General features: G+C 63.3%; 24 protein-coding genes. 10 read left to right on the top strand and 14 right to left on the bottom strand.

Annotation, left to right across the window (positions count from 1 at the left end):
* Window positions 1–58: 58 nt before the first annotated feature.
* Both Q673_RS26890 and Q673_RS26885 read right to left on the bottom strand, forming a co-directional pair.
* Window positions 59–523, bottom strand: coding sequence for an SUF system Fe-S cluster assembly regulator (locus Q673_RS26890; protein ID WP_023005797.1), 465 nt, complete (start codon window positions 521–523; stop codon window positions 59–61).
* Between the two features lie 214 nt (window positions 524–737).
* Window positions 738–1079 (bottom strand): zinc ribbon domain-containing protein YjdM, encoded by a 342-nt coding sequence (locus tag Q673_RS26885; protein ID WP_023005796.1) that lies wholly within the window; start codon window positions 1077–1079, stop codon window positions 738–740.
* Window positions 1080–1208: 129 nt separating this feature from the next.
* Here Q673_RS26885 and Q673_RS26880 point away from each other — a divergent pair, with 129 nt between their 5' ends.
* Window positions 1209–2117 carry an NAD-dependent epimerase/dehydratase family protein gene (locus tag Q673_RS26880; RefSeq protein WP_023005795.1) on the top strand — a complete coding sequence of 303 codons (909 nt, stop codon included), beginning with the start codon at window positions 1209–1211 and terminating at the stop codon, window positions 2115–2117.
* A 28-nt stretch (window positions 2118–2145) separates the two neighbouring features.
* Here Q673_RS26880 and gloA read toward each other — a convergent pair whose 3' ends face one another.
* From gloA to Q673_RS26865, 3 genes are all read right to left on the bottom strand, one after another.
* On the bottom strand, window positions 2146–2679 hold the full coding sequence (gene gloA, locus Q673_RS26875) for a lactoylglutathione lyase (RefSeq protein ID WP_023005794.1): 534 nt from the start codon (window positions 2677–2679) through the stop codon (window positions 2146–2148).
* Between the two features lie 91 nt (window positions 2680–2770).
* Window positions 2771–4354, bottom strand: coding sequence for a GMC family oxidoreductase (locus Q673_RS26870; protein ID WP_031218077.1), 1584 nt, complete (start codon window positions 4352–4354; stop codon window positions 2771–2773).
* Between the two features lie 37 nt (window positions 4355–4391).
* Window positions 4392–4961, bottom strand: a complete 570-nt coding sequence (locus Q673_RS26865) for a twin-arginine translocation signal domain-containing protein (RefSeq protein ID WP_023005792.1) — start codon at window positions 4959–4961, stop codon at window positions 4392–4394.
* Window positions 4962–5221: 260 nt separating this feature from the next.
* Between Q673_RS26865 and Q673_RS26860 the strand changes: the two genes are divergently transcribed.
* Entirely contained in the window at window positions 5222–5506 is a 285-nt protein-coding gene (locus Q673_RS26860) for a ribbon-helix-helix domain-containing protein (protein WP_023005791.1), read from the top strand.
* Window positions 5507–5542: 36 nt separating this feature from the next.
* On the opposite strand, the gene Q673_RS26855 is transcribed toward Q673_RS26860, so the two are convergent.
* Together Q673_RS26855 and Q673_RS26850 are read right to left on the bottom strand one after the other, a co-directional pair.
* Complete coding sequence (locus tag Q673_RS26855) at window positions 5543–6034, bottom strand: Hsp20/alpha crystallin family protein (RefSeq protein WP_023005790.1); 492 nt, start codon at window positions 6032–6034, stop codon at window positions 5543–5545.
* Window positions 6035–6168: 134 nt separating this feature from the next.
* Window positions 6169–6927, bottom strand: a complete 759-nt coding sequence (locus tag Q673_RS26850; protein ID WP_023005789.1) for a VIT1/CCC1 transporter family protein — start codon at window positions 6925–6927, stop codon at window positions 6169–6171.
* A gap of 194 nt (window positions 6928–7121) precedes the next feature.
* Here Q673_RS26850 and Q673_RS26845 point away from each other — a divergent pair, with 194 nt between their 5' ends.
* Together Q673_RS26845 and Q673_RS26840 are read left to right on the top strand one after the other, a co-directional pair.
* Entirely contained in the window at window positions 7122–8375 is a 1254-nt protein-coding gene (locus Q673_RS26845; protein WP_023005788.1) for a M20/M25/M40 family metallo-hydrolase, read from the top strand.
* 208 nt (window positions 8376–8583) lie between these two features.
* Window positions 8584–8832 (top strand): hypothetical protein, encoded by a 249-nt coding sequence (locus tag Q673_RS26840; RefSeq protein ID WP_023005787.1) that lies wholly within the window; start codon window positions 8584–8586, stop codon window positions 8830–8832.
* A 91-nt stretch (window positions 8833–8923) separates the two neighbouring features.
* Here Q673_RS26840 and Q673_RS26835 read toward each other — a convergent pair whose 3' ends face one another.
* Entirely contained in the window at window positions 8924–9835 is a 912-nt protein-coding gene (locus Q673_RS26835) for a ribose-phosphate diphosphokinase (protein WP_023005786.1), read from the bottom strand.
* Between the two features lie 4 nt (window positions 9836–9839).
* Complete coding sequence (locus Q673_RS26830; RefSeq protein WP_023005785.1) at window positions 9840–11420, bottom strand: thymidine phosphorylase family protein; 1581 nt, start codon at window positions 11418–11420, stop codon at window positions 9840–9842.
* Between the two features lie 170 nt (window positions 11421–11590).
* Here Q673_RS26830 and Q673_RS26825 point away from each other — a divergent pair, with 170 nt between their 5' ends.
* Both Q673_RS26825 and Q673_RS36000 read left to right on the top strand, forming a co-directional pair.
* A complete protein-coding gene (locus Q673_RS26825; RefSeq protein ID WP_023005784.1) occupies window positions 11591–12052 on the top strand; it encodes a potassium channel family protein in 462 nt (153 codons plus the stop codon).
* Window positions 12053–12122: 70 nt separating this feature from the next.
* Window positions 12123–16943, top strand: a complete 4821-nt coding sequence (locus Q673_RS36000; RefSeq protein WP_152527096.1) for a 2-dehydropantoate 2-reductase — start codon at window positions 12123–12125, stop codon at window positions 16941–16943.
* A gap of 287 nt (window positions 16944–17230) precedes the next feature.
* Here the strand turns inward: Q673_RS36000 and Q673_RS26810 are convergent, their stop codons facing one another.
* Complete coding sequence (locus Q673_RS26810) at window positions 17231–17602, bottom strand: thiol-disulfide oxidoreductase DCC family protein (RefSeq protein WP_023005781.1); 372 nt, start codon at window positions 17600–17602, stop codon at window positions 17231–17233.
* 77 nt (window positions 17603–17679) lie between these two features.
* A complete protein-coding gene (locus tag Q673_RS37095; RefSeq protein WP_023005780.1) occupies window positions 17680–17805 on the bottom strand; it encodes a hypothetical protein in 126 nt (41 codons plus the stop codon).
* A 225-nt stretch (window positions 17806–18030) separates the two neighbouring features.
* Between Q673_RS37095 and Q673_RS26805 the strand changes: the two genes are divergently transcribed.
* The gene (locus tag Q673_RS26805; RefSeq protein WP_023005779.1) at window positions 18031–18717 is read left to right on the top strand and encodes a type 1 glutamine amidotransferase domain-containing protein; all 687 of its coding nucleotides are present in this window, start codon (window positions 18031–18033) and stop codon (window positions 18715–18717) included.
* 128 nt (window positions 18718–18845) lie between these two features.
* Here the strand turns inward: Q673_RS26805 and Q673_RS26800 are convergent, their stop codons facing one another.
* A complete protein-coding gene (locus tag Q673_RS26800) occupies window positions 18846–19325 on the bottom strand; it encodes a YbhB/YbcL family Raf kinase inhibitor-like protein (protein ID WP_023005778.1) in 480 nt (159 codons plus the stop codon).
* A 70-nt stretch (window positions 19326–19395) separates the two neighbouring features.
* On the opposite strand from Q673_RS26800, the gene Q673_RS26795 reads away from it, so the two are divergent.
* The 3 genes from Q673_RS26795 (at window position 19396) to Q673_RS26790 (ending at window position 21103) form a co-directional block, all read left to right on the top strand.
* Window positions 19396–19860: a flavodoxin family protein gene (locus Q673_RS26795; protein ID WP_023005777.1), complete on the top strand. Its 465-nt coding sequence runs from the start codon at window positions 19396–19398 to the stop codon at window positions 19858–19860.
* Window positions 19861–20099: 239 nt separating this feature from the next.
* Window positions 20100–20333, top strand: a complete 234-nt coding sequence (locus Q673_RS36945) for a hypothetical protein (protein WP_235048505.1) — start codon at window positions 20100–20102, stop codon at window positions 20331–20333.
* Window positions 20333–21103, top strand: a complete 771-nt coding sequence (locus Q673_RS26790; protein WP_023005776.1) for a TAXI family TRAP transporter solute-binding subunit — start codon at window positions 20333–20335, stop codon at window positions 21101–21103. The genes Q673_RS36945 and Q673_RS26790 overlap by 1 nt, the downstream gene beginning before the upstream one ends.
* Window positions 21104–21188: 85 nt before the next feature.
* Here Q673_RS26790 and fadA read toward each other — a convergent pair whose 3' ends face one another.
* Window positions 21189–22367 carry an acetyl-CoA C-acyltransferase FadA gene (gene fadA, locus Q673_RS26785; protein WP_023005775.1) on the bottom strand — a complete coding sequence of 393 codons (1179 nt, stop codon included), beginning with the start codon at window positions 22365–22367 and terminating at the stop codon, window positions 21189–21191.
* A gap of 26 nt (window positions 22368–22393) precedes the next feature.
* Window positions 22394–24571 carry a fatty acid oxidation complex subunit alpha FadB gene (fadB, locus tag Q673_RS26780; protein WP_023005774.1) on the bottom strand — a complete coding sequence of 726 codons (2178 nt, stop codon included), beginning with the start codon at window positions 24569–24571 and terminating at the stop codon, window positions 22394–22396.
* Window positions 24572–24690 lie beyond the last annotated feature (119 nt).

Below are 24690 nucleotides of genomic sequence, written 5' to 3'. Positions count from 1 at the left end.
CGGGCGGTTGGGCCGGCGAGACGGGCTCGCCGTGTGAATCCGATGAATCTTGGGTGGCTCAGGCCGTGTCGGCGGCCAGGCTCACGCTCTGGATGGGCAGCTGCACCGGCAGCTTGATGGGCGTCGGGCTGGCCAGGTGGGCCAGGGTCACGCTGCCGAGCAGGGTGCGCACACCCAGCGAGACCCGCTGCCAGTTGTCGGCCACGCCGCAGGTGGCCGCCAGGTCACAGTCGCCCTCGGCGTGACTGCATTCGGTCATCGCCACCGGCCCCTCGATGGCGGTGATGATGTCGATGGCGCTGATGGCATCCGCGGGCCGCGCCAGGGAGTAGCCGCCCTGGGCGCCGCGCCGCGACTCCAGCAGCCCCGCCTTCACCAGCATCTTGAGCGTCTTGCTCACCGTGGGGTGCGGCAGCTGGACCGCCTCGGCGAGCTCGGCGGCCGCCAGGGGCTGCTCGGGATGACGGGCGATCTGGGCCATCACCACGGCGGCGTAGTCGGTCAGCCGCGAGAGCTTGAGCATGACGAGCCTCCTGTTGGCGTGTGGCCCGGCGGCATGCCGCGCCTCGATTGCGGACCATTTTAGTCCTGTATAACGCCGATGTGAAGCCTGCCGATGGCAAGCGGCGTGCGGGGGACATGATAGCGACACGATGGGCGGCGTTAGCGACAATAACGACAATCGTTATCATTGACGTCTTCTATCAGGGCGCCCCCTCGGCGCGCCCCGTGGCATGCTACGCCTTCTTGACGAAGCAGGACTTGAGCTTCATCGGGCCGATGCCGTCGACCTTGCAGTCGATGTCGTGATCACCCTCCACCAGGCGGATGTTCTTGACCCGGGTGCCGACCTTGACCACCTGGGAGGAGCCCTTGACCTTGAGGTCCTTGATCACCGTGACGCTGTCGCCATCGGCCAGAAGGTTGCCGTTGGCATCGCGCACCTGGCTCGCCTCCTCGGACTCCGCGGCGCCCTCCTCGCCGGACCACTCGTGGCCGCATTCGGGGCAGACGTACTGGATGCCGTCCTCGTAGGTATAGGGGGAGGAACAGGCGGGACAGGCGGGCAGGTCGCTCATGGCGGGCTCCGGGCAGGTGGCGGGAAGGCCGCCAAGCCTACACCGCAAGGCCTCCCGCCTCCAGCCGGCACATGACGGCCGCGGCACGGCCTGGCAGGATGAGGGCTCCCGCGAAGAGAAGGACGCAGCATGCAGCAGGGCCCGACCACGGTCTTCGGCGGCACCGGCTTCCTCGGCCGCGCCATCGTGCGCGAGCTGGTGGAGGCGGGCCGGGCGGTGCGCATCGCCGCACGCCACCCGCGCCTGCCCGAGTGGCGCGAGCCCGGGGATCGCCTCGAGGCGGTGGCCTGCGACCTCCGCGACGAGCGCCAGGTCGCCGCCGCCCTGGCGGGCAGCGAGGCGGCGGTCAATGCGGTGAGTCTCTATGTGGAGCGGCGCCGGGCGGGCCTGACCTTCGAGGCGATCCATGTGACGGGGGCCGGCCGGGTGGCGAGGCTCGCCCGGGAGGCGGGCATCACGCGGCTGGTGCACGTCTCGGGCATCGGCACCGATGCCGACTCCCCCTCCGCCTATGTGCGCGCCCGGGCCGCCGGCGAGGAGGCTGTGCTCGACGCGCTGCCCAAGGCAATCCTGCTGCGCCCCGGGGTGCTGTTCGGCCCCGACGACGCCCTGCTGGCCAACCTCGCCCGCCTGGTGCGCCTGCCGCTGGTGCCGCTGTTCGGCCGTGGCACCACGCGGCTTGAGCCGGTGCACGTGGACGACGTGGCGCGGGCCGCGGTGCGCCTGAGCGGGGCTCGCCCAGTGGAACGTCGGCTCTTCGAGTTGGGCGGCCCAGAGCGCCTCGACTACCGTGCACTGGTGGAACGGGTGGCCGCCCAGCTCGGCCGCCACCCGCGGCTGGTGCCGCTCCCCTTCCTCGCCTGGCACCTCGCCGCACTGCTGCTCGCGCCGCTGCCATCGCCGCCACTGACCCGCGACCAGGTGTGGCTGATGCAGCGCGACAACCTGGCCGACCCGGACGCCGGCGGCTTCGCCGACCTCGGCATCGTGCCCCGCACCCTGCACGACAGCCTGCCGCGCTGCCTGGCGGTCGATTGACGAGCCGACGAAAGCGCAGCCAGCACCATCAGTCGCCCAAGGCCGCCAGGCGATCCGCCTGGACCACCTCGATCCAGTAGCCGTCGGCGTCCTTCACGAAGACCACGTTCTTCATCTTGCCCTGGTCGGAGCGCTTGACGAACTCGACATCGTTGGCGTCGAACCACGCCTCGGCGGCCTCGAGGTCCGGAACGCTGAAGCAGATGTGGCCGAAGCCCTGAGGCTCGGCATTGCCATCGTGATAGATGCGCCCCTCCTGATTCTCGGTGCCCCAGTTGTGGGTCAACTCCAGCAGGCCACGCTGACTGAAGGTCCAGACGGTACGCTCGCCGCTCTCCTCCGGTACCGCCTCGCCGGCCTCCGGACGGGCCAGGAAGTAGAGCGAGAATTGCATCTCCTCGAAGTCGAGGCGACGCATGACGCGCATGCCGAACACCCGAGTGTAGAAAGCGAGCGCCTTCTCGGGGTCCTTGACCCTGAGCATGGTGTGGTTGAGGCGGAAGCCATCGGAGTCGGAGGTGGGGGCCTTGACTCCGGGGTATTGTTCACCGGTGAAACTCATGGAATCTCCTTGCCGTGTAGCTCGAAATCGTGCTGCCAATAGGAAGCATTCTGCGAAAAGGCGCCTCCGGCCTCGGCCGGGGGCGAAGGGGTCAGACAGCGCCGCGCTGCATCAGCTCCCCGATATACTCCGCCTGACGGATCGCCAGGGAGACAATAGTCAGGGTGGGGTTCTCCGCCGCCGAGGTGGTGAACTGACTGCCGTCCGATATGAACAGATTGGGGATCTCGTGAGCCTGTCCAAATCCGTTGCAGACGCCGTCCTCGGGGCGCTCGCTCATCCGGCAGGTGCCCAGGTTATGGGTCGAGGGGTAAGGTGGCACCTCGTAGATGTCCCGAGCCCCCACCGAGCGGTATAGCTCGGCCCCCTGGCGGTAGCCGTGCTCGCGCATGGCAATGTCATTGGGATGATCGTCGTAATGTACGTTGGCCACCGGAAGGCCGTAGCGGTCTGTGACGTCAGAGTTTAGGGTTACGCGGTTGCTCTCCTGAGGCAGGTCCTCACCTACCAGCCACATGCCGGCCATGTTCTCATACTGGTCGAGCGCGCCGGTGAAGCGCGGTCCCCAGGCACCGGGGTCGAGGAAGGCGGCCATGAAGGGCAGGCCCAGCGACAGTGTTTCCATTTCGTAGCCGCCCACGAATCCCCGCTCAGGATCGTGTCGTGACTCATCGGCGATGATGCCGGCCATGGTGGTACCGCGATACATGTGCACGGGCTCGTCGAAGGTGGCGTAGACCGATCCGGTCATGTGGCGCATGTAGTTGCGTCCCACCTGGCCGGAGCCGTTGGCAAGTCCCTCGGGGAACATCGTGCTCGCCGAGTTGAGCAGCAGGCGCGGCGTTTCGATGGAGTTGCCGGCCACTGCCACCAACCGCGCCTTCTGCCGCTGCTCGTTGCCGTCGGCATCGAAGTAGACCACCGCCGTGACCTTGCCGCTATCATCGTGCTCGATGCGTGCCACATGGGACTCGGGGCGAAGCTCCAGGTGGCCGGTCGCAATCCCTTCTGGCAGTTCGGTATAGAGAGTCGACCACTTGGCGCCGGTCTTGCAGCCCTGGAAACAGAAGCCTCGCTGTTGGCAGGCAGCACGTCCATCGCGGGGCGCGCTGTTGATGGCCATGTGCCCGGTGTTGCATGAGTAGCCTAGGTTCTTCGCTCCGTTGTACATCACCTTGAAGTTGTTGTTGCCAGGCAGCCCCTTGTTGTCGTTGGTGCGGGTCACCCCCATGCGCTGTTCAGCACGGTCATAATAGGGTGCCAGGTCGTCGTAGGTGAGTGGCCAGTCGAGCAGGTTGGCCCCCGCGACGTCCCCATAGGTCGAGAGAGCCGCAAATTCATGAGGCTGGAAGCGCAAGCTGGCGCCTGCCCAGTGAACCGTGGTCCCACCCACTGCCTTGACGATCCAGGCAGGCAGGTTCGGAAAGTCCCTGGCGAGTCGCCAACTGCCGGAGGTGGTGCGGGTGTCGAGCCATGCGAGCTGAGCAAAGGAAGCCCACTCGTCGGCCAGGAAGTCGGCCGTGGTGTGCAGGGCGCCCGCCTCCAAGACCACCACATTGATGCCCTGCTGAGCCAGTTCGTTGGCCAGGGTGCCCCCCCCAGCCCCGGACCCGATCACGACAACGACGCTGTCATCGTCATGGGCAAAGATCTTCTGGTTTTCGGTCATTGCCATCTTGGCGTCTCCACATGCGTTGTTGTTCTGGTCCGCGTCAGGCCGTGGGTTCCTCGAAGGGCAGATAGCCACCCTGGGGCTGCGGTGGATCAGGCAGCCAGGTGAGATCATTGAACCCTTTGGTCAGGTAGCCACCATCGCCCTCGGCCCCCTGATAACCGAAGTGGGCGAAAGCCAGGGGATTGTCGTAGAGGGAAACCACGGCATCGCCACGGATGGTCTCGAAGAAGGGTGTACCGGCCAAGGGGGCCAGGTGCTCGAGTCGCGCGGCATCATTCAGAGCCAGCCAGTCTCCCCCGGCAGACCGGTCGAGCTCGACGATGCCATCGTGGAGGATGCCGAGCATCAAACCATCGGCCGACTTACGATCGAGACTCTTCACCACGTGGGCGTAGACAGCATCCTCCAGGCCCGGATGGGGGAACATCTGCTTGGCGACCCCCAACAGCACCTCTCCCTGGCGAGTGCTGAGGGTATCGAGTGGCATGGCCCAGCTTCGCGAAGGGGCAAGAAGCGAGATGGGCCCGGCGGCGAAGGCCAGGGTGCCGGCCAGAACGCCACCGCTTCCCTTGAGGAAGACGCGGCGCGACAGGGTGGGTGAACTCATGGCTGACCTCTCCAGGTTAGGGCACGACGATTGCAGGAATCGAGCACCGACTCTTGTTGTCATGGGGTGACCAGCGGAAGCGGACACCCAAGGAAAGCATATGGCCAGCAATGCTTCGCCGGGTAACAGCGGGGTACTACATCGACGATGGTCTAATGCTAAAGGGCTACAACAGGCGGCAATGTCGGAATGAGGCCATCTCGGCAGGGTGCCGGTGCGTGGCCAATGTCTGTGAAAAAAATGAATAAAAGAGAGAATCCATGTGCCACGTCTATGCATCCACCGAGCCGGAGCGCTACGAGTGCACCACCCGCTCGATGCGTCTTCAGGGAAGCGTGACCAGCGTCCGGCTAGAAAACGAGTTCTGGGAGATCCTCGACCAACTGGCTCACGACCAGCGCCTGTCTACCGGACAGTTCATCAGCGAACTCTATGGTGAGGTATTGGCTACCAAGGGCACAGTGCCCAACCTCGCCTCCATGCTGCGGGTGGCCTGCGCGGTGCACCTGCACATTCGTGCCGAACCAGTGGCCCACAGCGCCTGAGCCTTGACGTCCCCGACCAGCGGCCGGGGGCGTCGTTCACTTGACCTCCACCTTGCGGCGGTTGGCCTTGTTGCGCTTGGGCAGGGTCAGCTCGAGGATGCCGTTCTTGAAGCTCGCCTCGGCCTTGTCGGCATCGATGTCGCCGGGCAGCGCCACGGTGCGGCTGAAGGAACCGGAGGTGATCTCCGAGCGGAAGTACTCGCCCTCCTCCTCTTTCTTCTCCTGACGGTGTTCCCCCTTGACGGTGACGCTGCGGTCGGTGACCGACACCTCGAGGTCCTCGCGCTCGAAGCCGGGCACCTCGGCGCGCACCACCACCTCGGCATCGCGCTCGATCACGTCGACCTTGGGCATGCCCTTTTCGAAGGCGGCGAAACGCTCCCACAGCGGGTGGTCACGACGCAGCATCGGCATCCAGCCGCGGTCGAAGACGCTGTCGAAGAAACGGTCGAACTCATGGAAGGGGCTGACGCCCCGTGACTCCGGCGCCTGGGTGGCGGGAGCGGCTTCTTTGGACTTCTTGGCCATGACGTTGGTCTCCTCACGCCTGACAATACGCTGGGAAGGGAGTCGCCTCACCGACGGCAAGACGACCCGGCGGCCTGGCCGCCTCTAGCAGGCTAGCCCAGCGCCGGCGTTTCGCCTTGATGCGCGTCAAGGGTCTACATGCTGACGCCGAACAGCGCCTGGGCCAGGTGGCCGGTGAGGTAGGCGAGCCCCGCCGCGGCGCCTCCCATCAGCAGGGTGCGCACCCCGGAGGCGAGCACCGGTTGGTGGTAGACGAGGCTCTTGCCCATGCCGATCAGGAAGAACATCAGCCCGGCAAGCCCGAGGCTGGCCAGGAACTGGGTATCGGTGGCGAGCCCCGGCACCGCGTAGGGCACAAGCGGCATCGCCCCTACTGCCAGGAAGGCGGCGAAGGTCGTAAGCCCAGAGCGCAGGGGACTGAGGCCCTCGGTCTGCAGGCCGTGCTCCTCGCGCAGCATGGTCTCCACCCACAGCTCGCGATCGCTGCAGATGGTCTCCACCACCCGCTCGAGGATCGCACCCGAGAAGCCCTTGGCGAGAAAGATCTGGCGAATCTCCTCACGCTCGCCGTCGGGGATCACGTCGATATGGTGGTGCTCGTCGCGACGCACCCCGTCGACGTGCTCGCGCTGGGCCTTGATCGCCTCGTAGTTGCTGATCGCCATGCTGAAACCGTCGGCCAGCAGGTTGGCGAACCCCAGCACCAGCGCCACGGTGGCCGAGAAGCCCGCCCCGAAGGCCCCCGAGACCACGGCGAAGGTGGTCACGCAGCCGTCGATGCCACCCAGGATCGCATCGGGCAGGCTCTGCCCGCCGCTGCCGCCGTTGAGGCGGCGACGGATCGCCTCGGGGTGGTGCTCCGCTTCCAGCGCCTGACGCTTGTGTCGTGCCATCTCGGCCCTCCTCGCCTGTCCCTCGACCCGGTGTCTCCCAGCTTGGCAGATCCAGGGCCCGCTGGGCAGCCACTGCGGCAGGGTGTCCCGGGCATGATAAGCTGACGCCGACATCTTCCCTTCGGCATTATTTCCCTTTCGGCGCCATTTACCTCAAGGCGCTGTTTCACTCTCGGAACACGGAGAACGCCCGAATGCGCGATACCCCCTGGACCGCCCCGATGTCCGAGGCCCAGTTCGAGCTGATGCGCGAGATCCTCGCCGCCCCGAGCCCCGTGGGCCTCGAGGCCGCCATGACCTATGGCGTGCTCAAGCCCCACTTCGAACGCTTCGCTCCCGCGGGCTGGAAGCTGCACCAGTTCAAGGGTCACGCCGGGGTGGTGCTCGACACTCACCCGGGCCGCGACGACCTGTTCAAGGTGATGATCATCGGCCACGCCGACAAGATCCGCATGCAGGTGCGCTCCATCGGCGAGGACGGCAAGATCTGGATCAACAGCGACTCCTTCCTGCCCAACGTGCTGATCGGGCACGAGGTCACGCTGTTCAGCGAGGACCCCGAGGCGCCAGGCCGCTACCGTCGCATCGAGGGCGGCACCGTGGAGGCGCTGGGCGCCATCCACTTCTCCGACCCCGCCCAGCGCTCGGGCGACAAGGGCATCAAGAAGGAGCAGCTCTACCTCGACCTGCAGATCCACGGCGAGAACAAGAAGCAGCAGGTCCAGAACCTGGGAGTACGCCCCGGCGACAGCATCCTGCTCGATCGCCCCATCCGCCACGGCTTCAGCCCGGACACCTTCTACGGCGCCTACCTCGACAACGGTCTGGGCTGCTTCGTCACCGCCGAGGTGGCGCGCCTGATCGCCGAGGCGGGCGGCACCCAGCAGGTGCGGGTGATGTTCGCCATCGCCAGCTACGAGGAGATCGGCCGCTTCGGCAGCCGGGTGCTGGCCGGCGAGCTCGAGCCGGATGCCATCATCGCGGTGGACGTCAACCATGACTACGTGGCCGCCCCGGGCATCGGCGACCGGCGCATGCAGCCGCTGGAGATGGGCAAGGGCTTCACCATGTCGGTGGGCTCCATCGCCAGCGAACAGCTCAACCGCCTGATCGAGAGCACCGCCCGGGAGCACGGGATCCCCATGCAGCGCGACATCGTCGGCGTGGACACCGGCACCGATGGCATGGCCGGGGTGCTCGCGTCGGTGGACTGCGTGGCCACCTCCATCGGCTTCCCGATCCGCAACATGCACACCATCTCGGAGAGCGGCAACACCCGCGACGTGATGGCGGCGATCCACGCCATCACTCGCAGCGTCCAGGCCCTGGACGCCCTGCCCGACCCGCACCGCGAGTTCCTCGACCACCATCCACGGCTGGACGAGGCCGGCGCACTTGGCCACCAGGGCAGCGACAAGCCCGAGACACCCGGGGAAGCGGCGTCGTAAGCCGGCGCCAGCAGGGCCGAACGACGACTGCCGAGATAAGGGCCCCGCATGCCTGGCGTGCGGGGCCTGTCGTTGGCGGCATCCCTCATGCCGCGGCGGAATGATGCCGCGGCGTCATGGGGGGTAACACAACGGAATCCGGTTTCGCTCCCGCCGGCCCGCCACCGGGGCTACCATGACCCCACAGTCACCAGCCAGTGAGAGCGTCATGCAAGCCTTCCTCGTCGACGTCTACGCCATCCATCCCCGCGGTCAGGAACAGCACCTCGGCGGCGGCATCTTCCATGCGGCCAGCGCCGGCGAGGCCGAGGCGCTGGCCACCCGGGAGTTCTGGCAGGAGAGGCTGGCGGAAAAGGGCTTCGACATCGGCTTCCAGACCGACCAGCCCGAGAACGGCCGCCAGGTGCTGAGCCTGGAGAGCCTCAAGGCCTTCATGCCCCGCCCCGCCTTCGCCTGAGCGTCTCGACGGCACGGCAATACCAGGCGCCGCCCCGATCGGGGCGGCGCCTGCCGTTGGTCGCATGGGCAGAGCGTCCCTGGCCGGCCGCTCAGTCCGGCCGCAGGTCGGCCAGCGCCTCGGCCAGCACCGGCGCCATGGCGATGGCGTTGCTCTCGTGGGCGATGCAGTCGGTGCTCCACACCTCCCCCACCCCCGCCGCGCGGATCACCGCCAGGGCATCCCCGGCGAACAGCGCATGGGTCAGGGCCACGTCCACCGACACCGCCCCGGCGGCCAGCAGCGCCTCGGTGGCGCGGGCCACGGTATGCCCGGAGCTCGCCACGTCGTCCATCAGCACCACCTCGCGGCCCGCCACGGGCAACTCGGGCAACTGGATGGTCACGTCGCGATCGCCGCGTCGCTCCTTGCGGCACACCCCGAAGTCACCCCCGATGGCGGCGGCGGCCTGGGCCACCCACTGCCGCGCCTCCTCGTCCGGCCCCAGCAGCAGGGCCCCGGGGCGCCTCTCGGCGATCAGCTCGGCCAGGCGCGGCGCGCCGGAGAGCGCGATGGCGTGCGCCAGGGGGATCGCCTGGTCGAGGCGCTCGATGCGGTGCAGGTGGGGATCCACGCTGATCACGGCGTCGAACAGCTCGGCCAGGAAGCCGCCGACGATGGTCTGGCTGACGACCTCGCCGGGATGGAAGGCGATGTCCTGGCGCATGTAGGCGAGGTAGGGCGCCACCAGCACCAGGTGCTTCACGCCCTGGCGGCGGGCATGACGCGCCAGCAGCAGCAGCTCCACCAGCTTGTCGTTGGGGCGGTCGAGGCTGCGGTAGATCACCAGGCGCTCGGGCACGGCGCCCGCCTCGGTGAAGGGCAGGGTCAGCTTGAGCTCGTCATCGGGGAAGCGGTGGCGCTCGACGGCCAGCGCTTCCATGCCGGCGGCATCCGCCAGGCGCCGGGCGGTGGCGGCCTCGTCGACGAAGTAGAGCAGGGCACGTTCCTTGTCACGTCTCACGGGGTCACATCTCCACGTTCAGGTGGGTCAGCTCGTCGCGCTGGCCCAGGGTCACGCCGCTGTCGCGCTCGCTGGACTGGTGGGCCAGCGACAGCTCGTTGCGGTAGGCGGCATAGACGGTATACAGCGTCTGGCCGGCCCTGACCTCGTCGCCCAGCCGGGCGGCCATGTCGACCCCTGCCCCGAGGGCCTTGGGCGCCCCGGCCAGCCTGGCGATACGCGCCAGCTTGAGGTTGTCGATGCCCACCACCACGCCGTCCCGGGGCGCCACCACCTCGAAGCGGTGCGGCGCCAGCGGCGGCGCCTCCGGGTCGAAATCGCGGGCGCCCTGAGCCGCGATGATCGCCTGCATCTTCTCCAGGGCGCGGCCGGAATCGAGGATATCCCGGGCGATGCCGAAGCCGTCGCCACCGCGCACGTCGGGGTCGAACTCCAGGATCCGCCCGGCCAGGCGCAGCGACTTCTGGCGCAGGTCCATGGGCGCCTCCGGGTGGTTGCCGAGCACCTGCATCACGTCGCGGGCCTCCAGCACGGGCCCGATGCCGCGGCCGACGGGCTGGCTGCCGTCGGTGATCACCACGTCCAGGGTCAAGCCCATGCGCCCCGCCACGAACTCGAACAGCTTGCGCAGCTGCCGCGCCTCGGGCATGGAACGCACCTTGGCGTGGGGGCCCACGGGAATGTCCAGCAGCAGGTGGGTGGAGCCGGCGGCGACCTTCTTGGAAAGGATCGAGGCGACCATCTGCCCGGGCGAGTCGATGGAGAGCGGGCGCTCCACCGAGATCAGCACGTCGTCGGCCGGAGACAGCTGGCTGGTACCGCCCCAGGCGAGGCAGCCGCGGTGGGTGCGCACGATTTCGCCCAGGGCATCGAAGGGCAGGTCGACGTCGGCCAGCACCTCCATGGTGTCGGCGGTGCCCGAGGGCGAGGTGATGGCCCGCGACGAGGTCTTGGGGCAGAGCAGGCCATGGGCGGCGACGATGGGTACCACCAGCATCGAGGTGCGGTTGCCGGGGATGCCGCCGATGCAGTGCTTGTCCACCACCGGGTGCTCGTGCCAGTCGAGACGCCGCCCCACCCGGCACATGGCATCGCTGAGGTAGAAGATCTCCTCGCGGTCCAGCTCGGCGAGGTCGCAGGCCACCACGAAGGCGGTCAGCTCGATCTTCGAGTAACGCAGCTCGGCGATGTCCTGGATGATCGCCCGGTAGTCGTCGCGCTCGAGGCGCTCGCCACGGATCTTGCGGTGCAGGGCAGGGATCGAGGCCGGCGGCTCCGCCTGGGAGACGCTCACCGGGCGCCCCTCCTCCAGTCCCAGCGAGACGAAGGCATCCTCGGAGAGGCCGAGCTGCTGGCAGTCGACGATGCCGGGGTCGTCGACCACGTTGAGGCTGGCGAGGATGCGCTGGCCATTGGCGCGCACCTCCACCTTGGAGAGCGCCTGGAAGCCCTCGGCGCGGTAGAGGTGGCAGTCACGGTGCAGGTAGGCCACGTTCTCCCGGTAGGTATCGATGCCGACGCGCTTGAGCGCCAGCGGCGAGAGGGTATCGTCCAGCGGTGCCACCGCGGGGGAGCTCGTCTTCATGGCGACATCCAGGCAGGCATGGCGGCCGGGGCAAGGGCCTGGCCATCATGGAGTGATCGTTAGCAGCATCCTACCAGCCGCCGCGACGAGGCGTCATGGCGTCGCGTGGGGCTTAACGTCGCCCCACCGATCACGCTAGGCTGATCCCTCCCCCCCGTGGAGGTCCACCCGTGTTCGATGCCCAGCTTGATGCCGGCCACCTGTGGGCGGTGGTCGTGACCCTGATCGCCGTGGCAGTCTGCATCCTGCTGCACTACGAGGTCTCGATGCGACTGTGGCGGGGGCTGGAGCGTGCCCACGGCACCCTTCGCCGGCGCTTCCTGATGCTCAGCTTCGTCCTCTTCGCGACCCACGTGGCGGAGATCTGGGTGTTCGCCCTCGGCATGGCGCTGCTCGCCGAACATCCGCTGGCCGGCAGCCTCGATGGGCTCGCCACCCTGCAGTTCCTCGACTTCGTCTACTTCTCTGCCATCACCTATACCACCCTGGGCTACGGCGACCTCGTCCCCACCGGCCCGACCCGCTTCATCACCGGCAGCGAGGCGCTGCTCGGCTTCATGCTGATCACCTGGTCGGCATCGCTGACCTTCCTGGAGATGCAGCGCCACTGGTCGGCGCGCCGCGAACGATAAGGCCGTCCGCCGTGCCCACATCGCCGCGACGGTGTAGGCTCTTCCGATACATCGGCACAAGGAGAGCGGGATGCGGTTCGCGATCATGGGCAGCGGCGGCGTGGGCGGCTACTTCGGCGCGCGCCTGGCCGAGGCCGGTCACGAGGTCACCTTCATCGCCCGCGGCGAGCACCTGGCGGCGATGCGGCGTGACGGCCTCAAGGTCTCGAGCATCGAGGGCGACCTGCACCTGGGCACGGTGAAGGCCAGCGACGATCCATGCGAGGTCGGCGTGGTGGATGCCGTCATCGTGGCGGTCAAGGCGTGGCAGGTGATTGATGCCGCCGAGGCGATCCGTCCCCTGGTGGGGCCCGAGACCCTGGTGGTGCCATTGGAGAACGGGGTCGAGGCCGCCGACCTCCTGGCGAAGGCGCTGGGCGAGGAGAGCGTGCTGGAGGGCCTGTGCGGGATCCTGGCCTGGAAGGCAGCGCCCGGGCACATCAAGCATGCCGGCGTCTCACCCTTCGTGCGCTTCGGCGAGCGTGACAACCGCAGGAGCCGGCGCACCGAGCGCCTCAAGGCCGCCTTCGACGCGGCCCATGGCGTCACCGCCGAGATCCCCGACGACATTCAGGCCGCGGTATGGAGCAAGTTCCTGTTCATCTGCGCCATGAGCGGCATCGGCGCCCTCACCCGCGCCCCCATCGGGGTGACCCGCCGCCTGCCCGAGACCCGCGAGCTGATCGAGGCGATCCTGGCAGAGATCGCGGCGGTGGCCAGGGCACGCGGCACCGCCCTGCCCGCGGACGCCGAGACCCGCGCGATGGGCTTCATCGATGCCCTGCCCGAGGCCAGCACCGCCTCCATGCAGCGCGACATCATGGCCGGCCGCCCCTCGGAACTCGAATCCCAGAACGGCGCCGTGGTGCGCCTGGGCCGCGAGGCCGGGGTGGCCACCCCGGTCAACGCCCTGATCCACGCCGCCCTGCTGCCCCAGGAGCGCAAGGCGCGCGGGGAATGCATTTATTGCTCACAAGGGATCCTAAATATGACGAAATTACCGAAGGATAACCACAGCCAAGAAATTGGTCGATTAGCAGGGCGAGCATTGGGAGTCAAGCTGCCAACGTCATGGATTGAGAAAGAGCTCGATGGCGATTCTGACTTCGGCATTGATTATCTCATTCAGTTAAAGTCTAGTGATAACTTCGTTTCTTTTAGCTTTTACCTACAACTAAAAGGAACAACAACTCCTTCATACAGTGCTGACAAGGAGTATATAAGCTACGAATTCAAGGTCTCAACTTTAAAATACTATCATCAGATGGAGCCCTTGGTGATGGTTGCTGTTGTAGATCTTTCAGAAAGTTCAGATAGATTGTCAGAGTGTCCAATATATTACTTTTGGCTGGAAGAGAAGTGGTTTTCAGACAACAAAGATAAATTAGAGAGTCAAAACAACATCTCTATTAAGATTCCAACAACCCAAGTGCTCGATACAACTCTAGATATATATGAATTTTATTCAACCAGGATTTCTGAAAAATTTGCCGTTGCTGATCTAAAAAAGGGAATTGAATCTTACAACAAACCCGTTACTGAAGGGATCAGCACTATAGCTAAGGCTATAGTTGCTAAGCCTGTACTACTTAAAAGTATCGAAGATATAGGTGATGCGCCTTGGCTCGATAATCCTAATGGCACTATCGCCAATGAATTAAAGCGCTGCTCAGAAAGCTTATCTGCAAATAAGCTAGCTTTAGCAAAGCGCATACTAGAAGGCTTAGAAAATAGAAAAGATTCGTTTACCAAAAACGAACTAGCTGAATTCCATTTCCAATGGGCAAATCTATATAATCTTGAAGGGAAACAAACTCTTGCAGAAGAAAATTTTAGACTAGCCAATAATGCTGACCAAAAAGATCGCTATCATTTAGGCTATTTAGAATCCAAACTTAAAGCCAATGATTTTCCTGCCCATCAGGATCTTGAAGACATACTATCGGAACTAAGCAATAACAGCTATCACAAGTGTATTCTCAAAGCCAAATGCCTTGCATTACTTGGCAGGCCCGATGAAGCTTTATCCTTACTTAAAGAGAAGTATCCAGACAAGATCATTGGGCAAATGGTTGTTTACACCATTTCCGGAATGGTTGATGAGCTTGATAAAATTATAACTCAGCACAGCGAACGACATTTCGACACTGAAAGAGATACATTTCTATTCAATTCCATAAGTGCAAGGCGATACTTTTACAAAGCAGCTCAAGAAGAAAACTTACACGAAGAGGTTTTGCCTATCTATGGTAAAACCAGCTATGACTTGGAGCTAATGCACCAAGCCTTTATTTTTTCAAAAAAGTCTTGGGAAGCAGCTAAAGAACTAGGTTATCCAGGCGATGTTTTAATTTTAGTTGATATTAGTATTTTGCTTTATGGATACTTCGATGCCATCGCTGATTTATCAGCTCATATTGAGAATATTTTATCTGAACGCCCTGCTCACCCTGACTTGATACGTCCTTATAGCCGAGTATTGTTCAACCAGATGGAGTACCAACGCGTCATCGATTTAGTGGAAAAACTTGATGTGTTCGATGTTGATGACTGCGGCTTACTTATTTTATCTAATTATCATTTAGGGAAAACAACTAAAGCACTTGATTTAGTTAAAATCCATGAAGAATTACTTCTTGCATCACCAAACAATCATACAGGGGTGATTTTCTGTATAGCATCGGATATAGCTAACGAATTGTTTGATAGTCAACTAGCGGAAAAATATGAGAAAATCGTCAAAGATATGCCAGATGGAGAGGCGCTTCTAGCAATAAAATCTTTTACCAAATCTTGCAATTATGATCCAGACAATAAAGAAAAATACATGCAGGAGTTATATGATAATCATATAACTTTAGGAAGGCCTTTATTAATTGCAGAGCAGCTAATAAGGTACCTTGATGCTACTGATGTAAAGTCTGCCCAGAAAGTCATAGAATTGGGCGATGAGATATTGAAAAAAAGAGAGCTTTCAAAGCCTGACTATTTGAATTTAGCACAAGCATTTTTGACTACAGGTCGCTGGTCTGACGCTCAGTCTTTGGCCAATAAACACATTAATAAAGGTATAGACACATCAAGGTGGGAGCTCATCCTCGCTGCCTCACTTCAACATCAGGGGAAGGTTGGCGCAGCATACAATGCGATTAAAGAAGCTGTAACTAATGCTGAGTCCACTAAAGAACAGCAACTGTTTTATATCAACTTATGCTTATCGCTTGGTCTCTCAGAAAACATTATTGAAATTGCAAAAGAGCTTATTTCAAGCTCTTCAAAAAGAAAGGAAAAAATTCATTTTTTAAGACTGTTAATTTCTATTTATTCTAGCAGAGAGGGCTATAGCGACGAGTTAAAACTTGCTATTGACCGATTTGGCGAATTAGCAGATCGAAATGATTGTGAGGAAGAAGGCAGCTACTTGTTGTTCTTCCTGACCTCTCCAAAGCATGAAGAAGATGAAGAACGAATTAAGGAATTTCAATCAAGGCTTTCTAAATATACCAAATCCTTTCCCGAGTCAACTATTTTGCGGCAGGGCTTTGTCAACCCGGACGAAGGCGCAGAATCAATTTTGAAATCGATGCGCGAGTTGGCCGGCATATCTGAAGACCAACTAAAGAAATGGGAAAATAACAAGAAAGCTATTAGAAATGGCTCCCTTCCTGTGCCATTCAGTATGCTGCACAATTTCTTAGGCGATACAAACAGTGTTTTCACTACTTGGGTTTACTCATTAAACTACCCTGATGAACATATAGAATATAGAATCAAGCATGCTCATCAGCTGCCAAAAGATCAATTTTCCTACGCTGTCTTTAAATCAGACTTCATTATTCTCGAAATAACTAGCTTGCTAGCTCTCAGCGAGCTTGGATTGCTGGATATATTCCTTAACAACATTCCAAAATTCGCACTACCCAATGATGTATTTGAACACATCAATCAATCGGCTCATCCACTAGGCGGCACGCCATTCAACTTAGTACCTAAAAAAATATTAAACTCCATACAAAAGCATTTAGATAAATTAGAATTGATTCCTTCAGAAGGAAACACTACTGTAGAACAATATATAACAGCACTGGCAGGAAGAGGCTCTCTTTTAATCTCTGACGATCTTTATCTTCTAAAATACATCCATCTGCACGATGAAAATTTTTTATCCGGTAATGCTTTCAACGTGATTGAGTGGCTTGGTGGTTTAGGGGCTCTAAATAATGATCAGCTCTGCCAAAAAACAAAAGAAGCCTGTGACTTAGGTTTTTTCGAACCAAGCATGCGGCTAGATTTCTTGCACATCGTGTTTGACTATTACTTAGGAAAAACTCATGGAGTTGAGTATACCGACACCGGATTTTTTTCAATTTTCAACAAGCTATTCGAAGTAAATAGAGATAGTGAGTTTTGTTTTGACCTTTTATTTAGAATTCTGAAACGAGCTTCAAGCATTAAGAAAGTACACTCTATGACGTTAGTAAGCTTATTTAAGGGTTTTTTGATACGTCATCCTATAAAAGATCTCAGTTCTCTGATTGCTCTTTGGTATATTTACGCGATTATGCGTCAACCACCGGAGATTTCTCCTTTGCTCGGCAGAAGCGAGATGCACTGGGGCTTGTGGGGCGAATACAAAGAAGCAATGACTAGAGCAGGTCACCGCGATGTAAACTTTGAAGCCCTAGCTCGAAATGTCATTAGGGAGCTGTTCAATATTGATGAACAAGCTAGAGATGAAGCGTACAACGTGATTAAAACCTGTTTCATCCCAATGACTAAGGAAGCCGAAGCTTTTGAGAGAATTTATTCTGAGTTCTCCTATGCTCTTAGTGCACTTAATATTGACCAGTAACTTTGACTCAGGAAATAAAGAATCTGCCAACAATTTTAAATGATGACAGTTTGCGAAAAAATGATGGACCTTCCGTGTCAAGCTGCAGCGCTGTATGTCAAGTTGCTGCTTAGATTTGGTGATCTATCCATTGACATAGGTGGGATGACGTAACCCATTGGGATTATTATATTTTCTACATGTCAAGGTGTATGTCATACGTGGTTACCTCGGGGGAGAGCACCGCGATCACGGCGGACCCAGGCGGCTGGTCGCCACCCTGAGCGGCGAAGGGTAAGGCGTCCGGGTCAGGGCAGGCGCCCCTGCCTCGCCAGGCGCCGCCTGACCCAGCCGTCGTAGCACCAGCGCAGCAGCGGCTTGAGCCCCGGCAGGCCGATCAGCCAGGCCAGCGGCCTGAGGCGTGGCACGCGGCGCATCAGCAGGATATAGGCGTCGATACCCTCCAGGATGCGCCCGCCCTCCTCCTCGACATGCAGGGAGAGCAGCGCCGCCTGGGGGTCGACGCCCCTCTCGCGCAGCGACGCCTGGTGCTCGGTCACGTCACACCACGCCACCTGGCGGCCGGCCTCCCCCGCCCAGCGCTCGTAGCGGGCGCGATCCCGCCGGCAGCCGGGGCAGATGCCGTCGTAGTAGACCTTGAGTAGCGGCAGCGTGGACATCGGGCAGGCTCCTTACTTTCAGACCTCCCACGGCGGACATGGCACTTTCGCCCGGGTTCACCGATCGCGGGCGCGCCTCACCAGTAGGCGGGATCGTCGAAGGCCGCGACACAACGCGGCACGCCGGCAAGGGACGCCATCTCATGCCCCTTCAGCGCCTGGGCCTCGGCGGCCTGGTGTGCATCGAACTCCGACAGCTGCATGGGTTCTTACCCTGACTGGCTAGACTGTGGTCAGGATACCCCTGAGCCCCCCGACAGTGCGAAACGTGCAGCGGCCGAGACGCGATCGCCCATCCGCAAGGGGATGGGCGATGAAGGCACTGCATTCCGGCGATAGGCCCTGCCCAATTCCCCAATGCCTGCATCTGTGTCATAGTTCTGTACAAATATTTCGATGTCACACCCCCTGAACGAGAGGAGAGCTCCATGAGCCAGCGTATCCTGATGGTTTTGACCTCGCACGATCGCCTGGGGGATACCGGCGAGCCCACCGGCTTCTGGCTGGAGGAGCTGGCCGCGCCCTACTACGCTTGCCGCGACGCCGGCGCCGAGGTGGTGCTGGCCTCCCCCGCGGGCGGCCAGCCGCCGCTGGATCCCAAGAGCGATGCCGAGGAGAGCCAGACCGAGGCCACCCGGCGCTTCAAGCAGGACCCGGAGGCCCAGCAGCAGCTGGCCAGCACCCGGCGCCTGGCCGAGGTCAGCGCCGATAACTTCGACGCCATCTTCTACCCCGGCGGCCACGGTCCGCTGTGGGACCTGGTGGATGACCCGGACTCCATCCGCCTGATCGAGACCTTCTGGGCCCAGCAGAAGCCGGTGGCGGCGGTGTGCCACGCACCCATCGTGCTGCTGAAGGCGCGTGACGCCGAGGGCCAGCCGCTGGTGCGCGGCCGCCGGGTCACCGGCTTCACCAACGGCGAGGAGGACGCCGTGGGCCTCACCGAGGTGGTGCCCCAGCTGGTGGAGGAGGCCCTCAAGGCCGCCGGAGCGGACTACTCCAAGGCGGACGACTTCGCCCCCTATACCTGCCGCGACGGCCGCCTGATCACCGGCCAGAACCCACCCTCCTCCGAGCCCGTCGCCAAGGTACTGCTCGAGGCACTGAGCGAATAGGTCGCGCCCCCGATCTCCGGCGGCACAACCGATCCTGCCGCCCCTTCAACCAGAGCACCCCGGCATCAAATGATGCCGGGGTGCGCGTCTTTCTGCTGGCAGGGTTGAGCCCACTGGCGGGGTCGGGATCAGCCGCGGCGGTAGGTGCCCACCAGGCGGTTCATGCCCAGCAGGTGCGGCTCGACCTTGATCAGCAGGTCGCGCAGCGATAGCCCTTCGGGCAGGTCATCGGTTGGCTTGTCCAGCGCCAGCACCCAGAAGTAGTAGCGGTGCACGTCATGGCCCTCGGGCGGCATGGGGCCGCCATAGCCCAGCTTGCCGAAGTCGTTCTTGCCCTTGGTGCCCACGCGGCTCGCCTCCTCGAGGCTGGTGGTGGAGGCCGGGATGTTGTAGAGCACCCAGTGCACGAACCCGTAGGTACCGTTCTGCACCAGCGGGGCGTCCGGGTCGTGGCAGATCAGGGCGAAGCCCTTGGTACCTTCTGGGGCGTCCTGCCAGACGATCGCCGGGGAGATGTCATCCCCCTCGCCGGTATACCGCGCCGGGATGCCGGCACCATCATCGAAGGCGGGACTGGTCACGCGCAGGGTCGACAGGGCAAAGGCCATCGTGGATCCTCCTGATTGAGAACGGGAACTGAGCCGACTCAGCGTGGGAAACAACCGAGGAGCTGTCAATATGCCCAGGCGTCTGCTGATCGTCGCCCATGCCCCCTCCCCCAACACCCGGCGACTGCGCGAGGCCGCCGAGCGCGGGGCACGCCACCCCGAGATCGACGGCATCGAGGTGGTGGTGAAGCCCCCACTCGAGGCGGGGCCCGACGACGTCCTCGGCTGCGACGCCATCCTGCTGGGCACCACCGAGAACCTGGGCTATATGAGCGGCGCCCTCAAGGACTTCTTCGACCGCAGCTACTACCCGGTGCTCGAGGAACGCCAGGGGCTCCCCTGCGCCCTCTATGTGCGCGCCGGCCACGACGGCACCGGCACCCGCCGCGCCGTGGAGGGCATCGTCACCGGCCTGCGCTGGCGCTGGGTGCAGGCGCCGCTGATCCTGCGCGGCGAGTGGCAGGAGGAGTTCGCCGGGCAGGTGGAGGAGCTCGCCATGACCCTGGCCGCGGGGCTCGAGGCCGGAATGCTATAAGGTTATGCGATTAAACTTCGTTGAAATACGCCCTCTCCCCTCCTGCCGCCTGCTATACCTCAAGGGAGCCCCCTAGACGCAGGGCACCAGGGGACCGTTCCACACCCCTTGGCCGACACCACAACACGATAACAACCCAGCCTGTCGACCAGATGCGATACGAAGTCGCCGCCTGGCTTCTACCTGACCCCACCTGGTTCGGATGTGCCTCTGGCCGACTCACTGTTGCGAGGTGAGTCATGAACATCACACCCCGACGGTTGGCCATCGCCCTGGCCAGCCTGCTGCTCTCCCTTCCGCTAGCGGCAAACGCCGAGACGCCACTGACCATCGCCACGGCGAGCCCGGCCGGCGTCTACCATGTGGTGGGGCGTGCCCTCTGCCGCGCCCTCGACACCCCCTGCCGGGCGACACCCAGCGATGGCGCGATGGCTCCAGCGCCAACCTGCGTGCCCTGCGGGGCGGCGAGCTGATGTTCGCCCTGGCCCAGTCCGACCTGCACCAGTACGCGGCGCAGGGCATCGAAGGGTTCCGCGAGGCCGGGCCGGACACCTCGCTGCGCTCGATCTTCTCGCTGCACAGCGAGCCCTTCACCCTGGTGGTGCGGCGCCGCGCCGATATCAAGGGGTTCGAGGACCTGCACCGCCGCTCGGTCAACATCGGCAACCCCGGCTCGGGCCAGCGTGGCACCATGCTGCGCCTGATGGATGCCCGCGGCTGGACGCGCAGCGACTTCCGCCAGGTTCATGACCTGCCGGCCGACCAGCAGGCCATGGAGCTGTGTCATGGCAACATCGACGCCATGGTCTATACCGTAGGCCATCCCAACGACTCGGTGGCCCAGGCGATCCGCCTGTGCGATGCCGAGATCGTCGACGTCGAGGGGAGTTTCGTCGACCTGATGGTCAACGCCTTCCCCTACTTCACCCGCGCCTCGATCCCGGCCGGGCTCTACGGCCCCGAGCAGGAGGCGGTGAATACCTTCGGGGTCAGGGCCACCCTGGTCACCACCCAGCAGACCGACCCGGCACTGGTCTACCGGCTGGTGGCCAGCGTCTTCGACGACTTTGCTCGCTTCCAGTCGACCCATCCCGCCCTGGCCGAGCTGTCCCCCCAGGCGATGATCCGCGACGGCCTGAGCGCTCCCCTCCACGAGGGGGCGATGCGCTACTATAGCGAACGCGGCTGGCTCCCGGCGGAGACGTCGGACGCCCCGGTGACCGAGAGTGCCCAGGCGGAATAGCCCCTTCATCCTGGACGTTCTTCCCAACCGACAGCGGCGGCGCCTCGCAGGGCGCCGCCGCTGTCGTCACGGCGTGAGTGAGCGCCTACTTCAGCCGCTCGAACACCGTCGCCACGCCCTGGCCCATGCCGATGCACATGGTGGCCAGGCCCAGGGTGGTGTCGCGTTCGCGCATCACGTTGAGCAGGGTGGTGCAGATGCGCGCGCCGGAGCACCCCAGCGGATGCCCCAGGGCGATGGCGCCGCCATGCAGGTTGACCTTCTCGTCCATGGCGTCGCGCAGGCCCAGGTCCTTGAGCACCGGCAACGCCTGGGCAGCGAAGGCCTCGTTGAGCTCCACGGTCTGGATGTCGTCGGCGGTGAGGCCGGCGACCTTGAGCGCCTTCTTCGAGGCCGGCACCGGGCCATAGCCCATGATGGAGGCGTCGCAGCCGGCCACCCCGGTGGAGAGCACCCGGGCGATGGGCTCGAGACCCAGCGCCTGGGCCCGCTCGGCGCTCATCACCGCCATGCCGGAGGCGCCCACGGAGAGCGCCGAGGAGGTGCCGGCGGTGACGGTGCCGCCGCGCGGGTCGAACACCGGCTTGAGCTCGGCCATCCTCTCCAGGCTGGCGTCGGCACGGATCACCTCGTCGCGCTGCACCAGGATCCGCCGCCCCTCGGCGTCATGCCCCTCCACGCCGATGATCTCGCGGTCGAAGCCGCCGCGCTCCATGGCCGCCTGAGCGCGCTGGTGGGAGCGCACGCCGAAGGCGTCCTGCTCCTCGCGGGAGATGCCGTGCATCTTGCCCAGCAGCTCGGCGGTGAGGCCCATCATCATCGCCGCCTTGGCGGCGTGCTTGCTGGCCGCCGGGTTGATGTCGACGCCGTGGGTCATGGGCACGTGCTCCATGTGCTCGACCCCACCGATCACGTAGAGGTCACCCATGCCGGCCTTGATGTTGGCGGCGGCGATGTGCAGCGCGCTCATCGAGGAGCCGCACAGGCGGTTGACCGTCTGCGCCGGCACGCTGCGCGGGATGCCGGTCATGATCGCCGCGTTGCGGGCGATGTTCATGGACTGCTCCAGGGTCTGGTTAACGCAGCCCCAGATCACGTCGTCCACCTCGGCCGGATCGAGGCCGGGATTGCGGTCGAACAGCGACTGCATCACCGCGGCGGAGAGGTTCTCGGCGCGCACGTGGCGGAAGGCGCCGTTCTTGGCCTTGGCCATGGCGGTGCGCACGCAGTCGACCACCACGATATCTCTCGGATTCAGACTCATCTTGCTTCTCCTGTTGTGGTGGTGGATCAGGCCTGGGCGGGGGCGGGGTAGAAGCGCTCGCCGGCGGCGGCCATCTCGCGCAGCTTGTCGGTGGGCGCATAGAGGGCACCCAGCTCCTTGGACAAGTCGTCGGCCAGCGCGACGAAGGCCCCCACGCCCATGGCGTCGATGTAGCGCAGCGCGCCGCCGCGGAACGGCGGGAAGCCGATGCCGTAGATCAATGCCATGTCGGCCTCGGCGGGGCTTGCGACGATGCCGTCCTCCAGGCAGCGCACGGCCTCCAGGCAGAGCGGCACCATCATGCGGGCGATGATCTCGTCGTCGGAGAACTCGCGACTCTCCCTGGCCACGCCCTTGACCAGCTCGATGGCGGCCTCGTCACGCACCTTCCTGGGCTTGCCCTTGCGATCCTCCTCGTAGGCGTAGAAGCCCCTGGCGTTCTTCTGCCCCAGGCGGTCGCTCTCGAACATCACCTGGATGGCGCTCTTATCGCCCTCTCCCCCGAGGCTGCCCATGCGCTCGGGGAAGCCCTCGGCCATCACCTCGCCGGCATGCACCGCGGTATCCAGGCCCACCACGTCGAGCAGGTAGGCGGGGCCCATGGGCCAGCCGAATCGCTCCATCACCTTGTCGACGCGCGCGAAGTCGGCACCCTGCTCCATCAGCCGGCTGAAGCCGCCGAAGTAGGGGAAGAGCACGCGGTTGACCAGGAACCCCGGGCAGTCGTTGACCACGATGGGGGTCTTGCCCATGGCCCGGGCGTAGGCCACGGTGGCCGCCACGGCGGCGTCCCCGGTCTTCTCGCCACGGATCACCTCCACCAGCGGCATGCGGTGCACCGGGTTGAAGAAGTGCATGCCGCAGAAGTTCTCGGGGCGCTCGAGGCTCTCCGCCAGGCGAGTGATGGAGATGGTGGAGGTGTTGGAGGCCAGGATGGTCTCCTCGCCTACCGCGGCCTCCACCTCGGCCAGCACCGCTCCCTTGACCCTGGGGTTCTCGACCACCGCCTCGACCACCAGGTCGACGTGGCCGAAGTCGCCGTAGGCAAGGGTCGGGCGGATGTTGGTGAGCCGCTCGGCCATCGCCTCGGTGGAGAACTTGCCGCGCTCCACCTGCTTGGCGAACAGCTTGCGCGCCTCCTTGAGGCCCAGCGCGATGGCCTCCTCCTTGATGTCCTTCATCAGGATCGGCGTGCCCTTGGAGGCGCTCTGGTAGGCGATGCCGCCGCCCATGATGCCGGCGCCGAGCACGGCGGCCTGCTTCACCGGACGCGCCTGCTTCTCGTACTGGCCGCCCTTCTTCTTGACCACCTGGTCGTTCATGAACAGGCCGACCAGGTTGAAGGCCACCTCGGTCAGCGCCAGCTTGACGAAGGCCTTGGCCTCGATGGCCTGGGCACGTCCGCGATCCTCGCCGGCGCCCTTCTGGATCACCTTGATCGCCTCCACCGGCGCCGGATAGTGCGGGCCCGCCTTGCCCTTGACGTAGCCCTTGGCGGTCTCGAAGGCCATCATCTGCTCGATGGGGCCGAGCCGAAGGGGCTGCTGTTTCTCCGCGCGGCGGGCGCGGTAGTCGAGCTCGCCGGCGATGGCCCGGGCCAGGATGTCGCGGGCCGCGGCCTCCAGCGCCTCGCCCGGCACCACGGCATCCACGGCGCCCATCTTCAGCGCGGCGTCGGCCCTGTTCTGGGTGCCGCCGGCGATCCACTCGATGGCGTTGTCGGCACCGATCAGCCGCGGCAGGCGCACGCAACCGCCCCAGCCGGGCAGGATGCCGAGCTTGGTCTCGGGCAGGCCGATCTGGGCATCCTCGGCCATGACGCGGAAGTCGGTGGTCAGCAGCACCTCGCAGCCGCCGCCCAGCGCCAGGCCGTTGATGGCGGTGGCGGTGGGGAACGGCAGGTCCTCGATGGCGTTGAAGATGCCGTGCACCCGCATCAGCATCGCCTCGAGGAAGTCGGCGCCCTTGCCAAACATGGCCTGGAACTCTGTGATGTCGGCGCCGACGATGAAGGCCTCCTTGGCGCTGGTCAGCAGCAGGCCCTGGAGTCCCTTCTCGCCCTTGAGCGCCGTGACCGCCTCCTCCAGCTCGCCGACCACCGCGCTGGAGAGCTTGTTGACCGACTCGTCCTTCAGGTCGAAGGTGAGCGTGGCGATGTCGTCATCGCCACGCACCACCGTGATGGCGTTGCCCTGATAGATCATACCGCGAACCTCCCGATTTCATACGGCCGTTTGAATGCACACAGCTTGGTGCAGCCCGCCGCCGGCGTCAAGCCCTGGTGGCGACCGGCCGTCGGTGCCCGGCGACGCTATCCCTCGCG

The organism is Halomonas sp. PBN3 (assembly GCF_000475415.1).
Lineage (GTDB): Bacteria > Pseudomonadota > Gammaproteobacteria > Pseudomonadales > Halomonadaceae > Halomonas > Halomonas shengliensis.
Note: the sequence above shows the minus strand (reverse complement) of the source record. Positions and strands in the feature narration are given on the sequence as shown.

Excerpts from the sequence above, each read along its gene's own strand:
- Q673_RS26855 (WP_023005790.1), bottom strand. The coding sequence starts at position 6,034 with ATGGCCAAGAAGTCCAAAGAAGCCGCTCCCGCCACCCAGGCGCCGGAG.
- Q673_RS26880 (WP_023005795.1), top strand. The coding sequence starts at position 1,209 with ATGCAGCAGGGCCCGACCACGGTCTTCGGCGGCACCGGCTTCCTCGGC.
- Q673_RS26885 (WP_023005796.1), bottom strand. The coding sequence starts at position 1,079 with ATGAGCGACCTGCCCGCCTGTCCCGCCTGTTCCTCCCCCTATACCTAC.
- Q673_RS26840 (WP_023005787.1), top strand. The coding sequence starts at position 8,584 with ATGCAAGCCTTCCTCGTCGACGTCTACGCCATCCATCCCCGCGGTCAG.
- gloA (WP_023005794.1), bottom strand. The coding sequence starts at position 2,679 with ATGAGTTTCACCGGTGAACAATACCCCGGAGTCAAGGCCCCCACCTCC.
- Q673_RS36945 (WP_235048505.1), top strand. The coding sequence starts at position 20,100 with ATGAACATCACACCCCGACGGTTGGCCATCGCCCTGGCCAGCCTGCTG.
- Q673_RS26870 (WP_031218077.1), bottom strand. The coding sequence starts at position 4,354 with ATGGCAATGACCGAAAACCAGAAGATCTTTGCCCATGACGATGACAGC.
- Q673_RS26860 (WP_023005791.1), top strand. The coding sequence starts at position 5,222 with ATGTGCCACGTCTATGCATCCACCGAGCCGGAGCGCTACGAGTGCACC.
- fadB (WP_023005774.1), bottom strand. The coding sequence starts at position 24,571 with ATGATCTATCAGGGCAACGCCATCACGGTGGTGCGTGGCGATGACGAC.
- Q673_RS26850 (WP_023005789.1), bottom strand. The coding sequence starts at position 6,927 with ATGGCACGACACAAGCGTCAGGCGCTGGAAGCGGAGCACCACCCCGAG.
- Q673_RS36000 (WP_152527096.1), top strand. The coding sequence starts at position 12,123 with ATGCGGTTCGCGATCATGGGCAGCGGCGGCGTGGGCGGCTACTTCGGC.
- Q673_RS26800 (WP_023005778.1), bottom strand. The coding sequence starts at position 19,325 with ATGGCCTTTGCCCTGTCGACCCTGCGCGTGACCAGTCCCGCCTTCGAT.
- Q673_RS26845 (WP_023005788.1), top strand. The coding sequence starts at position 7,122 with ATGCGCGATACCCCCTGGACCGCCCCGATGTCCGAGGCCCAGTTCGAG.
- Q673_RS26830 (WP_023005785.1), bottom strand. The coding sequence starts at position 11,420 with ATGAAGACGAGCTCCCCCGCGGTGGCACCGCTGGACGATACCCTCTCG.
- Q673_RS26805 (WP_023005779.1), top strand. The coding sequence starts at position 18,031 with ATGAGCCAGCGTATCCTGATGGTTTTGACCTCGCACGATCGCCTGGGG.
- Q673_RS26865 (WP_023005792.1), bottom strand. The coding sequence starts at position 4,961 with ATGAGTTCACCCACCCTGTCGCGCCGCGTCTTCCTCAAGGGAAGCGGT.
- Q673_RS26795 (WP_023005777.1), top strand. The coding sequence starts at position 19,396 with ATGCCCAGGCGTCTGCTGATCGTCGCCCATGCCCCCTCCCCCAACACC.
- Q673_RS26810 (WP_023005781.1), bottom strand. The coding sequence starts at position 17,602 with ATGTCCACGCTGCCGCTACTCAAGGTCTACTACGACGGCATCTGCCCC.
- Q673_RS37095 (WP_023005780.1), bottom strand. The coding sequence starts at position 17,805 with ATGCAGCTGTCGGAGTTCGATGCACACCAGGCCGCCGAGGCCCAGGCG.
- fadA (WP_023005775.1), bottom strand. The coding sequence starts at position 22,367 with ATGAGTCTGAATCCGAGAGATATCGTGGTGGTCGACTGCGTGCGCACC.
- Q673_RS26790 (WP_023005776.1), top strand. The coding sequence starts at position 20,333 with ATGTTCGCCCTGGCCCAGTCCGACCTGCACCAGTACGCGGCGCAGGGC.
- Q673_RS26890 (WP_023005797.1), bottom strand. The coding sequence starts at position 523 with ATGCTCAAGCTCTCGCGGCTGACCGACTACGCCGCCGTGGTGATGGCC.